Source organism: Microbacterium sp. (assembly GCF_017305435.1).
In the GTDB taxonomy this organism is placed as follows: Bacteria; Actinomycetota; Actinomycetes; order Actinomycetales; family Microbacteriaceae; genus Microbacterium.
In genome coordinates this window covers 117,526-130,143 of the sequence record NZ_JAFKIP010000003.1, presented here as the reverse complement: position 1 = coordinate 130,143, position 12,618 = coordinate 117,526, and the positions used below count along the sequence as shown (strand labels likewise).

The 12,618-nt window shown below is 70.3% G+C and carries 8 protein-coding genes; 3 read left to right on the top strand and 5 right to left on the bottom strand.

Annotated features, from left to right (window positions below; translation table 11 throughout):
* Nucleotides 1-90 precede the first annotated feature (90 nt).
* Complete coding sequence (locus J0I43_RS04025; protein WP_292859419.1) at nucleotides 91-1,059, top strand: LacI family DNA-binding transcriptional regulator; 969 nt, start codon at nucleotides 91-93, stop codon at nucleotides 1,057-1,059.
* 108 nt (nucleotides 1,060-1,167) lie between these two features.
* Here J0I43_RS04025 and galE read toward each other — a convergent pair whose 3' ends face one another.
* The 5 genes from galE to J0I43_RS04000 form a co-directional block, all read right to left on the bottom strand.
* Nucleotides 1,168-2,157, bottom strand: a complete 990-nt coding sequence (gene galE, locus J0I43_RS04020; protein ID WP_292859416.1) for a UDP-glucose 4-epimerase GalE — start codon at nucleotides 2,155-2,157, stop codon at nucleotides 1,168-1,170.
* Between the two features lie 18 nt (nucleotides 2,158-2,175).
* Complete coding sequence (locus J0I43_RS04015) at nucleotides 2,176-3,939, bottom strand: beta-galactosidase family protein (protein WP_292859413.1); 1,764 nt, start codon at nucleotides 3,937-3,939, stop codon at nucleotides 2,176-2,178.
* Nucleotides 3,940-4,036: 97 nt separating this feature from the next.
* Complete coding sequence (locus J0I43_RS04010) at nucleotides 4,037-5,383, bottom strand: sugar ABC transporter substrate-binding protein (protein ID WP_292859410.1); 1,347 nt, start codon at nucleotides 5,381-5,383, stop codon at nucleotides 4,037-4,039.
* Between the two features lie 86 nt (nucleotides 5,384-5,469).
* Nucleotides 5,470-6,348 (bottom strand): carbohydrate ABC transporter permease, encoded by an 879-nt coding sequence (locus tag J0I43_RS04005; protein WP_292859407.1) that lies wholly within the window; start codon nucleotides 6,346-6,348, stop codon nucleotides 5,470-5,472.
* Complete coding sequence (locus J0I43_RS04000) at nucleotides 6,345-7,265, bottom strand: carbohydrate ABC transporter permease (protein WP_292859405.1); 921 nt, start codon at nucleotides 7,263-7,265, stop codon at nucleotides 6,345-6,347. Before J0I43_RS04000 ends, J0I43_RS04005 begins: the two co-directional genes overlap by 4 nt.
* Before the next feature lie 116 nt (nucleotides 7,266-7,381).
* Here J0I43_RS04000 and J0I43_RS03995 point away from each other — a divergent pair, with 116 nt between their 5' ends.
* Entirely contained in the window at nucleotides 7,382-8,422 is a 1,041-nt protein-coding gene (locus tag J0I43_RS03995; RefSeq protein WP_292859402.1) for a LacI family DNA-binding transcriptional regulator, read from the top strand.
* 116 nt (nucleotides 8,423-8,538) lie between these two features.
* Nucleotides 8,539-12,597, top strand: coding sequence for a glycoside hydrolase (locus J0I43_RS03990; protein ID WP_292859399.1), 4,059 nt, complete (start codon nucleotides 8,539-8,541; stop codon nucleotides 12,595-12,597).
* Nucleotides 12,598-12,618: the final 21 nt, after the last annotated feature.

The following is a 12,618-nucleotide window of genomic DNA, read 5'->3' as shown; positions in this document are numbered from 1 at the left end:
ACGTGTTATCGTCAACACAACCCGATTCGAAGGAGTTTCGTCATGGCGGCAGAGCAACCGGGCGCCACGCGGGCGCCGAGACGAGCCTCCATGGCGGATGTCGCCGCCGTCGCGGGGGTGTCGTCGCAGACGGTCTCCCGCGTCGTGAACGACTCGCCGCGGGTCGACCCCGCCACGCGCGCCCGCGTCGAGGCGGCGATGGAAGACCTCGGCTACCGCATGCATCGCGCGGCCCGGGCGCTCCGCACCGGCCGCACCGACACGATCGGGCTGATCGTGTCGACGCTCGCCTCCGTCGGCAATTCCCGCATGCTGCAGGCGCTCGCCGACGCCGCGGCGGCACGCGGGTTCGCGCTCACCGTCGTCACGGCGGCGGGCCGCGAGGCCGTCGCCGAGGGCTTCGCGCGCCTGCGCGACCAGGGCGTCGACGGCGCCGTGATCCTCAACGAGGCGACGGCGCTCGCGCGCGGGCTCGACGTTCCGGAGGGGCTCGCCCTCGTCGTCGTCGACGCGCCGGCCGACGATCGGGCCGCCGGAGCGCCGCGGTTCGTCACGGTGCAGACCGACCATGCCGCCGGTGCCCGGGCCGCAACCCGCCGGCTGCTCGCTCTCGGGCGCGGCACGGTCCATCACCTCGCGGGGCCGTCGGGGTCGTTCGCGGCCGCGGAGCGCGAACGCGGGTGGCGGCAAGAGCTCGAGGCGGCCGGGCTCGCCGCGCCGGAGCTGGTGCGCGGCGACTGGACCGCGGCATCCGGCTTCGCGGCCGCATCTGCGCTCGGCGACGGCGTCCCGGCGCTCTTCTGCGCGAACGATCAGATGGCGCTCGGCGCGCTCCGCGCCCTGGCCGACCGCGGACGGCGCGTGCCCGAAGACGTCGCCGTCGTCGGGTTCGACGACATTGCGGATGCCGCCGACTACCGTCCGCCGCTCACGACGCTCCGGCAGGACTTCGACGGTCTCGGCCGTGCGGCGATCGCGTCGCTCGTCGCGCGCATCGAGGGCGACCCCGTCGCGCCCGTCCTGCTCAGGCCGGAACTCGTCATCCGGGCATCCGCGTAGGAACTACGCAAGATGTGACGAACTCCGCAACCGATCGCGTGTCCGGCTGCGGAGTTCGTGTCATTCTGCGGAGTTCGTGGCCAGCGCAAACTTTGAGCTGGGGCGGACTCAGTTCGCGGCGCGGCGGGCCTCCCAGCCCGTGCGGACCATCTCGTCCACCGTGTAGCGGTTCTGCCACTCGAGGTCGCGCGCGGCGAGCTCGCCGGTCGCGACGATGCGGTCGGGGTCCCCGGCTCGACGCGGGCCGATGACGGGCGTGAACGGGATGCCGGTGACCCGGGCCATGGCATCCATGATCTCCTTCACGCTGAGCCCGTTCTGCGAGCCGAGGTTGTAGGCCGGCTCGACGGGCGCACCCGACTCGAGGCGCTGCGCGGCGACGACATGGGCGGCCGCGATGTCCCCGACGTGAACGTAGTCGCGCACGTTCGTGCCGTCGGCGGTGTCGTAGTCGTCGCCGTTGATCTGCGGCGTCTCGCCCGCGAGGAGCTTCTCGAACACGATCGGGAAGAGATTGTGCGGGCTCGTGTCGTACACGGTCGGGTCGGCGGAGCCCACGACGTTGAAGTACCGCAGCGACGTGTGCCGGAGGGGCGCGTCGGAGGATGCCGTGGCCGTGGCCTGGTCGCGCAGCAGCCACTCGCCGATGAGCTTCGACTCGCCGTAGGGCGACGCCGGGCGCTTGGGTAGATCCTCGGTCACGAGCGGCACGTCGGGGGTGCCGTAGACCGCCGCGGAGGAGGAGAACACGATGTTGTGGACACCGGCATCCGCCATCGCCTGCAGGACCACCCGCGTGCCCTCGACGTTCTGCGCGTACGTGTGCAGAGGGCGCTGCACCGAGACGCCCGCGTACTTGAAGCCCGCGACGTGGATGACGCCCGTGACGTCGTGCTCGCGGAGCGTCGCGGCGAGCAGTTCGCCGTCGAGGATCGTGCCGCGCACGAACGGCACACCGCCGGGGACGAACCCCGCGTGCCCGCTGGAGAGGTCGTCCACGACGACGGGTGCGATGCCCGCCGCCTGCAGTGCGCGCACCACGTGCGCTCCGATATAGCCGGCTCCGCCGGTCACAAGCCACGTCGTCATGTCATCCATCCTGCCCGATGCGGGCGGTCACTCCTCGCGGTGCCCGAGGTCGGGGGCGGCGACGAAGGCGGCGACCGATGCGACGACCTGGTCCAGTTCCAGCACGACGATCTCGTTCGCGCCGGCGCGCGTGACGGGGCCGGGCACGTAGAGCGTGCGCTGCGGTCCGGCCGCCCAGTAGCGCCCGAGGAAGAACCCGTTGACGAACACGTAGCCCTTGCCCCATGCCGCGGTGTCGAGGAAGAGGTCGGATGCCGCGTCGAGGGCGAACGCGCCGCGCAGAGCGGTCCGGCCGGCGGCCGCGCCCGAGCCGGCGGCCGCTCGCGGCGCCGCGAGGTCCGCCGCGATCCGCTCGACGTCGACGAGCGTCGCCGACCAGCCCTCGAGCTGCCGGCCGGCGAGCGTCACGGGACCGATCAGACCCTTCTCCTCGCCCAGGCGGTGGTCGTAGTTGACGCGGCCCTGGTCCTCCACGACGACCGTGAGGCGCACGCCGCGCGGGATCGTGAGGGCGCGCTCGTGCAGCGCGCGCGAGAGGCGCCCGACGGTCACGCCGTCGACGGCGACCCAGGCCAGGTCGCGCACCTCCGCGAAGACGAGCGGCGCCGCGTCGGCGGTGCCGAAGAGCTCCTCCGGCAGGGTGACGTCGTAGCGCACGAGAGGGCCGAGCTGACCCAGGTCCTCGAAGGTCGGCGGCACGGCAGCGGCCCCGGCATCCGCGGCGGGCGTGGGGAGCCAGTCGCCCGTCGCCGTCAGCGGTACGTCGAACGCGGGAGCCGTCGGCCGGACGGGGACGGACTCGGCCGGCACGGGCGCGTACTTCGCGATGACCTCGCGGAACGCGTGGAACTTCTCCGTCGCGAACCCGGACTCGTCGAGCGGCGCGTCATAGTCGTACGACGTCACGATCGGCGCGTAGCGGCCCTTGTCGTTCGCGCCGTTCGTCGTGCCGAAGTTGGTGCCTCCGTGCAGCATGTAGATGTTGACCGACGCGCCGGCGGCGAGGAGCGCGTCGAGTTCGGCGGCGGATGCCGCGGCGTCGGTCGTGTGGTGCACGCCGCCCCACCAGTCGAACCAGCCGTCCCAGAACTCGGAGCACATGAGCGGTCCCGTGCTCTGGTGCTCGCGGAGGGTGGCGAGACGCTCGGTCGCGCGCGACCCGAACGAGCCCGTGCGATGAAGTTCGGGAAGGCTCCCGTCCCGGAGCATGCCGGGTTCGGGCTGGTCGACCGTCGTGAGGGGCACCGTGATGCCGGCGTCGCGCGTCACCCGCACGAGCTCGCGCAGGTACTCGGCATCCGACCCGTACGCCCCGTACTCGTTCTCGATCTGGACGAGCACGACATTGCCGCCGCGATCGATCTGGCGCGGCACGACGATCTCGTAGACGCGGCGCAGGAACTCCGTGACCGCCGCGAGGTACTGCGGCTCGCTGCGGCGCAGGCCGATCCCGGGGGTGCTCGTGAGCCACACCGGCAGGCCGCCGTTGTGCCACTCGGCGCAGATGTACGGGCCGGGGCGCACGATCGCGTGCATGCCCTCCGCGGCGACGAGGTCGAGGAAGCGTCCGAGGTCGTTCGCACCCGTGGCATCCCACTCGCCGCGGACGGGCTCGTGCGCGTTCCACGCGACGTACGTCTCGATCGTGTTGAGCCCCATGAGGCGCGCCTTGCGGATGCGATCGGCCCAGTGGTCGGGGTGGATGCGGAAGTAGTGCAGCGCGCCGGCGATGACCCGGTGCGGGGCGCCGTCGAGGAGGAAGTCGGAGGCGCCGATGGTGAAGGTGGTCACGATGTCTTTCGTTCGGTTCTGTTCGTTCGGCGGGCGTCTCGATCGTGGAACGCGACGAGGGGCGGGCCGGATGATGCGACCCGCCCCTCGCGTGCGATTACTTGTTGACGCTGAAGCCCTGCTCGTTGCCGTAGCTCACGAGCTGCTTCTGCCAGGCCGCCAGGCCGTCGTTCAGGTCACCCTTCGACGCGTAGGCCTGGCCCACGGTGTCGCCGAAGATGCTGTTCGCGTAGACCTGGAAGGGGAGGTACTGCCAGCCCTTGCGGACGTCCTGGGACGCCTGCACGAGCACCTGGTTGATCTGCTGGCCGCCGAAGTACTCCGACTTGGCGTTCAGGAACGCGTCCGACGTGAGGTCGGCGGTCGTGGACGGGAAGCCGCCCGACGCGGAGAAGATGTCGATGCTCGCCTGGTCGTTGTTGAGCCACTTCAGGAACGCGGCCGCGAGGGCCGGGTTCTGGCTCTGCTTGGTCACGGCCTGGCCGCCGCCGCCGTTCTCGGCCGACACCGCGGTGCCGTCGTAGGTCGGCATCGGGGCGACGCGCCAGTCACCGGCGGCGTCGGGCACGGAGGCCTCGAGGTTCCCCGGCATCCAGGCGCCGATGATCAGGGTCGCGATCGAGCCGTCGCCGAGGCCCTTGAACCACTCGTCGCTCCAGCTGGAGGCGTCCGAGAGGAGACCGCCCGAGACGAGCTGGTTCCACGTGTTCGCCCACTTCTGCGAGCCCTCGTCGGCGAGGTCGATCGTGACGTTCGTGCCGTCGACCTGGAACGGCTGTCCGCCGGCCTGCCAGATCATCGAGGTCGCGAAGCCGGGGTCGCCGGTGTCGTTCGTGATCTTCTTCGTCGGGTCGGCCGCGGTCAGCTGCTTCGCCGTCGCGATGTACTCGTCCCACGTGGTCGGCACGGTGAGCCCGTACTGGTCGAACACGCTCTTGTTGTAGAACATCGCCATGGGGCCCGAGTCCTGCGGCAGGCCGTAGATCTTGCCGTCGAAGTCGACGGAGTTCCACGTGGATGCCGTGTAGTCGCCCTCCAGGTCGCCGAAGCCGTACGAGGAGAGGTCGAGCAGGCCGTCGGTGAGGGCGAACTGCGGGAAGGCGTAGTACTCGATCTGCACGACGTCGGGGGCGCCCGAACCGGCCTTGATCGCGTTCTGCAGCTTGGTGTACTCCTCGGTGTTGGTGCCGGCGTTGACGACGTTCACCTTCACGTTCGGGTACTGCTTCTCGAAGGCGGCGGCCTGGTCCTCGGCGGACGGGGTCCACGACCAGTACGTGATCTCGCCGCCCTTCTCCAGGGCTGCCGCGAGGTCGTCGGCCGAGCCGGAGCCGGACGTGGAGCCGCCCGACGAGCACGCGGCGAGCGATCCGCCGACGAGGGCGGCGGCGGTCGCGACGATCGCGACGCGGCGCAGCACCGAGCCAGTGCGCAGGTGTGACATGGGTGTTCCTTCACTTCGTTGTTGTGGATTCCGGGGCAGGACGCACCGGCGGTGAGGGGGAGTGCGGGGTCAGGCAGTGCCCCTCATCACTGCTTGACGCTTCCGGCGCTGAGTCCCGACTGCCAGAACCTCTGCAGCAGCAGGAACGCGACGACGATGGGGATGATCGACAGGAGCGACCCCGTGATCACCAGGTTGTAGATGGGCTGGGCGGCGGCGCCCGTGGCCTGGGCGTTCCACTGGTTGAGGCCGACGGTGAGCGGGTACCAGGCCGGATCGCTCAGCATGATGAGCGGCAGGAAGTAGTTGTTCCAGGTCGCGACGACGGTGAAGAGGACCACGGTGACGATGCCGGGGGTCAGGAGCTTCATCGAGATGGTGAAGAAGGTCCGGAACTCACCCGCCCCATCCATCCGCGCGGCTTCCAGCAGCTCGGTGGGCACCGCGTCGGCGGCGAAGACCCACATGAGGTAGAGGCCGAACGGGCTGATGAGGGAGGGGATGATGATCGCCCAGGGGGTGTTCGTGAGCCCGAGCTGGCTGAACATGAGGAAGGTCGGCACCGCGAGCGCCGTGCCCGGCACCGCGACGGCGCCGATCACGACGGCGAAGACCGCCTTCCGGCCGCGGAAGTTGTACTTGGCGAGGCCGTAGCCCGCCATCGTGGCGAGGATCGTCGCGCCGCCCGCGCCGACGACGACGTACAGCAGGGTGTTGCCGAGCCAGCGCAGGAAGATCCCGTCACGATAGGTGAAGGTCTCGACGATGTTGTCCCACAGGTGGAAGCTGTCGCCGAACCACAGGCCGAACGTCGTGAACAGGTCGCCCTGCTCCTTGGTCGCGTTGATGACGAGCCAGAAGAGCGGCAGCAGTGTGTAGAGGATGAACAGGCTCATCACGACCGTGAGCACGACGGACTTCCGCCGGGCGAACGGTGTCGAGCGGGCGAGCGCGGGGGCGGTCATCGCATCTCCTGACGGGAGCCGCGCAGCTGCACCACGTAGGCCACGATCGCGGTGATCAGGCCCATGATGATGGCGACGGTGGCGGCGTAGTTGTACTGCTGTCCGGCGAACGACAGGTTGTAGGCGTACATGTTCGGCGTGTAGAACGTCGTGATCGTGTTCGGTGCGAGCGGCTTCAGGATGTTGGGCTCGTTGAACAGCTGGAAGCTGCCGATGATCGAGAAGATCGTCGCGATGACGATGGATCCGCGCAGCGCCGGGAGCTTGATCGAGAAGATCGTCCGCCACGTGCCGGCCCCGTCGAGGGCGGCGGCTTCGTAGAGGTCGCCCGGGATGGTCTTCAGCGACGAGTAGAAGATCAGCATGTTGTAGCCGACGAACTGCCACGTGACGATGTTGCCGATCGAGACCATCATCCATTCCGGGACGAAGGGCTTCAGCACTTCGCCGCCGAGGAGGTCGTTGAGGTTGCCGACGAGGCCGAACTGGTCGCCGTAGATGTAGCCCCACATGAGCACCGCGACGACGGCCGGGACGGCGTAGGGCAGGAAGATCACGATGCGGTAGAAGCCCGATGCGTGCAGGCGCGCGCTGTCGATCGCGAGTGCGGCGGCGAGGGCCAGCACGAGCATGATCGGCACCTGGATGAGCAGGAACAGCAGCACGCGGACGAAGCCGTCCCAGAGCTTGGGGTCGGCGAAGGCCGCCCCGTAGTTCTCGAACCCGACGAAGGCGTTGCCGCCGATGATCTGCTCGCGGAAGAAGCTGAGGTAGAGCGAGTAGACGAGCGGTGCGAGGAAGACGAGCGCGAAGACGATCGCGAAGGGGGCGACGAACAGCCATCCCCTCTGCTCGACGCTGACGCGTCGTCTGCGGGTGCTCCGCAGCCTTTCGGGTGGTGCTGCCGTGGTCGTCATCGTCCGATGCCTCTTCTATGAACGCAGGTTCCGCCGGCCTCGACCGGAGGATGTTGACGTAAACATAACTCGCTTCGGGCTAGCATGTCAACGTCAACATCACGGAGGGGCCGGACATGGGCGAAGGCGCGTCGACGACGACGGGTGAGGGCCGCACGCGGCGACGCGAGGTCTCCATGGCGGATGTCGCGGAGGCGGCGGGCGTCTCGGGCCAGACGGTCTCGCGCGTGGCGAACGACCGCAGCAACGTCGATCCCGACACCCGAGCACGCGTTCTCGAGGCGATGAACCGCCTCGGCTATCGCCCGAACAGCGCCGCCCGTGCGCTTCGCTCGGGCCGCTTCCACTCGATCGGCGTCATCATGTTCTCGCTGTCGAGCTATGGAAACACGCGGACTCTGGACGCCGTGGCATCCGTCGCCGCCGCCGAGGGCTACTCGCTCACCCTCATCACCGTCGCCTCGGCGACCCAGTCCGACGTGTCCGGTGCGTTCGTGCGCCTCCGGGAGCACGCCGTGGATGGGGTCGTGATCCTCATCGAGACGCACCGGATCGACGAGTCCGAGCTCGCACTGCCGAGCGGCCTCCCGGTCGTCGTCGTCGACTCCAACGCCGCCTACGCGTACCCGATCGTCGACAACGACCAGGCGCAGGGGGCTCGGCTGGCGACCGAGCATCTGCTCGATCTCGGTCACGAGACGGTCTGGCACGTGTCCGGCCCGCGCGAGTCGTACGCGGCCGAGCGCCGCATCGTCGCCTGGCGCGACGCGCTCGAGGCGCGCGGCGCGAGGGTCCCGGAGGTCGCGGTGGGGGACTGGACCGCGGAGTCCGGCCACCGGATCGGTGCGTGGCTGGCGGCGGATGCCGAGGTCACGGCGGTCTTCGCGGCGAACGATCAGATGGCCCTCGGAGTGATCCGGGCGCTGCACGAGGCGGGACGCGCCGTGCCCGCGGATGTCAGTGTCGTGGGCTTCGACGACATGCCCGAGTCGGGCAACTACTGGCCGCCGCTCACGACCGTCCGCCAGCACTTCGCGCGTGTCGGCGAAGCCGCGATCCGCGCGCTCCTCTCCGAGATCGACGGCGAACGCGCACAGCAGCTGACGCTCGTCCCGACTGAGCTCGTCCTCCGCGAGAGCACGGCCGCGCGCGGCTGAGTCGTCCGCGCGAGCGCGGACGACTCGATCGTCCTCGGACGTTGTGCCGGCGACGCGTCGTCCGATAGGGTGCGTGTTGACGTCAACATGTTGACGTCAACACGAAAGGAATGACGATGACGTCCCACCGCCTCCTGTCGCTCGTGTGCGCCGGAGCCCTCGCCGCGAGCGGCCTCGTCGCGGGAGCCGCAACGGCATCGCCCGCCGTATCGGTCGCTGCTGCGGCGACGACGACCACTCGGATCACGCCGAACCCGACCACCCCCGGCGAGCCCTTCGAGGGCTGGGGGACGAGCCTCGTGTGGTTCGCCAACGCCACGGGAAACTACCCCGCCGACGTGCGGCAGGACCTCTTCGACGCCGTCTTCGGCGAGGAGGGTCTGAACCTCAACATCGCGCGCTACAACATCGGCGGCGGGAACGCGACGGACGTGCCTTCGTACCTCCGCCCGGGCGGCGCCGTGCCGGGGTGGTGGAACCCCGATCTCGACGCGAGCGACGGGCAGGGCGAGATCACCTCGACGTACGCCGATCGCGATCGCTATGCGGCCGCGTGGAACGGCGAGGACCCGGCATCCTACGATTTCGACGCCGACGGCGCGCAGCGCTGGTGGATCGACGCGCTCAAGGACAAGGTCACCCACTGGGAGGCCTTCAGCAACTCACCGCCGTACTTCCTCACGGAGAGCGGCTTCGTCTCCGGCGGCATCAACAACGCGACCAGCGAACAGCTGCCGACGAGCAAGATGGACGACTTCGCCAGCTACCTCGTGAACGTCGTCGAAGAGCTCGAGCGCGCCCACGGCATCCACTTCGACACCCTCGACCCGTTCAACGAGCCCAACACGAACTACTGGCAGACCCGCATCCCCGCGGGGTCGCAGTGGCCCACGAGCGCCAGCCGTCAGGAGGGCGCCCACATCGGCCCTGCGCGGCAGGACCAGATGATCCAGGTGCTCGCCGAGCGTCTCGCGCAGCCGGGCACGACGACGGACGTCAAGATCTCGGCGATGGACGAGACGAACCCGTCGATCTTCGTGCAGAACTGGAACGGCTGGTCCACGCAGTCGAAGGGCCTCGTCGACCAGCTCAACGTGCACACGTACGGCACGGGCGACCGCCTCGTCGCCCGTGACATCGCCAAGGCATCCGACAAGCCGCTCTGGATGAGCGAAGTCGAAGGCGACTGGGACGGCACGGGCTTCAACCAGACGAACATCGAGAACGGGCTCGGCATGGCCGCCCGCATCGTCGACGATCTGCGCGAGCTCGAGCCGAGCGCGTGGGTGTTCTGGCAGCCGGTCGAGGACCTCTACAACATGCAGCGCGTGGAGAAGCTCAACTGGGGGAGCGTCTTCATCGACTTCGACTGCAACGCCGACGGCAACTCGGAGCGACGGCTGGCGGCGGGCGAGGCCGACCCGTCGTGCAAGGTACTCACAAATGCGAAGTTCAACACCGTGCGGAACTTCACCCACTACATCCAGCCCGGTGACCGCCTCATCCCGACCGACAACACGCAGACTACGGCGGCCCTGACCGACGAGGGCGTGACCCTCGTGCACATCAACTCCGATGCCGCGGAGCGCGACGTGCAGCTCGATCTCTCCCGCTTCGGCGAGATCGCGCCGGGCGCGACCGTCACCCCGATCGTCACGACGCAGTCGTCTGCGCAGGACGTCACCGATCACGCGCTCGTCGCCGGCGCCCCCGTCGCGGTCGACGCAGCCACGAAGTCGGCGACCCTCACCGTGCCGGCGAAGTCGGTGACGACGTTCATCGTGACCGGGGTCTCCGGTGTCGCGGCGGATGCCGCGGTGTTCGAAGACGGCGAGACGTACCAGCTCATCGGCGTGCAGAGCGGCAAGGCGCTCACGGCGGGGGCGGGCCTCGCGATCCGCACGAGCGGCGTCGATGCGGCATCCGCGACTCCGCAGGCGTGGACCGTCGAGTCGATCTCGGGTGCGGGCACGAACCGGCACCGGATCGCGCTGAAGAACGCCGACGGCCGCTATCTCGGCGTCGACGGCACGAGCACGCGCCTCGTCACGGCCGCTGCCGCGGCGGACGACCCCTCGCTGCAGTGGATCCCCACGACGACCGACGGAAAGACCTGGTCGCTGCTCAGCGTCAGCGCCGAGCGCGTGCTCGACGTCAACGGACAGGGCACGGCGGACGGCACCACCGTCGGCACGTGGACCTCCAACAACGGCGGGAACCAGCGCTGGACGCCGGCATCCACGCGTGTCGAGGGCATCGTCCCCGTCACGGCGGCGACGGTCGTCGGCGAGGCGCCCGCCCTCCCCGCGGCCGTGACGCTGCAGTATCGCGGCGGCGTCACCCGCACGGCATCCGTCGAGTGGGATCTCGCCGGCGCGGACTTCTCCGCCCCCGGCACCGCCCGCGTCACCGGCCACGGCACCGACATCTTCGGCGCGCCGTTCACGGGCGCCGTCGCCACGATCGAGGTCGGCGCGTACGCCGCGACGCGGCCCGTCTCGCTCACGACCTATGCGGGTGCGACGCTCGCGCACGTGCAGGCCGCCGCGCCCGCCTCGGTTCCCGCCGAGGTGCGCCTGGGCGGAACGGCCTATGACGCGCCGGTCACGTGGGAGTGGGGCGACGTGACGGATGCCTCCTTCGCGAACACCGGCGTCGTCTCGGTCCCCGGTACGATCACGACCGGCGACGGCACGGTCGCGGCGACGCTCAACGTCATCGTGACCGCCGCCTCGGAGCGCAACGTCGCTCCCAACAGCCGCGCATCGGCGACGTTCACCGAGAGCGCGAGCTACAGCGTCGACCGGACGAAGAACGGCGTGACGAGCGACAAGGGCTGGTCGAACTGGCGCTCCGGCACGAAGAACGCCCAGGACACCCTGACCTACGTCCTCGCGGGCACCGAACAGGTCGGCCACGTGAAGGTCTTCTTCTATCGCGACGGCGGCACCACGTGGGCGCAGACGCTCCGCGTCGAGCACCGCACCGCGGGCGGCGAGTGGGTCGCGGGCGAGGAGATCGACGTGCCGGCACCGGCGACCGGTGCGCCCGTCGTCGATGTGCCGCTCGGCGGGGTCACCGCCGACGAGGTACGCGTCGTGCTGCAGGCGCGCCCGGCGACGCACATGATCGTCTCCGAGGTCGAGATCTACGGTCTCGCCGCGGCGCCCGCGGGCATCGCGGACCTCGCCCGCCTCGTCGTCGGCGGGAACGGGGTCGACGGGTTCGCCGCCGACCGCCTCGACTACGACGTCGTCACGCCCGGCTCGGCGTGGCCGCAGGTGTCGGCGGTCGCCGTCGACGCGGACGCACGTGTGCAGGTCGTGCAGCCGGCGGACGGTGCGGGTGTCGCGACCGTGACGGTCACGGCGCCGGACGAGACGTCGAAGACGTACCGTGTGGCGGTGCAGCGGACGACCGTGCTCGGACAGGTCTCGATCACGGGCACGGCGGAAGTGGGGTCGCAGCTGTCGGCCTCGGCCCTATCGGTCGACCCCGTCGGTGCGACGCTCGCCTACCAGTGGACGCGCGACGGCGAGCCGCTCGCGGACGCGACGGCGCCGACCTACACGGTGACGGCGGCGGATGTCGACCGCGAACTGCGGGTCGCGGTGACCGCGGTGGCGGAGGGATTCGTCACGGGCGACGCGGTCGTGTCGTCGCCGATCGTGGGCGTCGCGGCACCGACCGGCCCGGGCACGGGTGAGCCGGGCACGGGTGAGCCGGGAACGGGGTTGCCCGAGACGGGCGGGCCGGGCGCACCGGCATCCTCGGCGCTCACCGATCAGACGCGAGGGCCGGTCACCGCACCGTCGACCGTCACGGCGGGCACGGCGTTCACGGTGGGCGTCGGCGCGGGGCGTGCCGGAGCGTCGGTGGATGCCTGGCTGTTCTCGTCGCCCGTGCACCTCGGCACGCGCACGGTCTCCGCGGCGGGCGAGATCTCCGTGACGATCCCCGCCGACACGGCACCCGGGGCGCATCGCCTCGCGGTGACGGATGCCGACGGCGCGCTGATCGGCTGGGCTCCCGTGACGGTGCGGGCTCCCGGCGACCTCGCCGCGACCGGCGGTCAGCTGGATGCCGTGCTGCCCCTCGGCGCGCTCGTGGCGCTGCTCGCGGGTCTTGCCCTGACGGTGGCCGTCCGCCGTTCGCGCCGGGCACGGGTGCACTGAGAGGCGCCCCCGCGACCTCGA

Bases quoted from the DNA above. Each gene is read 5' to 3' on its own strand.
- J0I43_RS04005 (WP_292859407.1), bottom strand. From the start codon at position 6,348: ATGACCGCCCCCGCGCTCGCCCGCTCGACACCGTTCGCCCGGCGGAAG.
- J0I43_RS03995 (WP_292859402.1), top strand. From the start codon at position 7,382: ATGGGCGAAGGCGCGTCGACGACGACGGGTGAGGGCCGCACGCGGCGA.
- galE (WP_292859416.1), bottom strand. From the start codon at position 2,157: ATGGATGACATGACGACGTGGCTTGTGACCGGCGGAGCCGGCTATATC.
- J0I43_RS04025 (WP_292859419.1), top strand. From the start codon at position 91: ATGGCGGATGTCGCCGCCGTCGCGGGGGTGTCGTCGCAGACGGTCTCC.
- J0I43_RS04000 (WP_292859405.1), bottom strand. From the start codon at position 7,265: ATGACGACCACGGCAGCACCACCCGAAAGGCTGCGGAGCACCCGCAGA.
- J0I43_RS03990 (WP_292859399.1), top strand. From the start codon at position 8,539: ATGACGTCCCACCGCCTCCTGTCGCTCGTGTGCGCCGGAGCCCTCGCC.
- J0I43_RS04010 (WP_292859410.1), bottom strand. From the start codon at position 5,383: ATGTCACACCTGCGCACTGGCTCGGTGCTGCGCCGCGTCGCGATCGTC.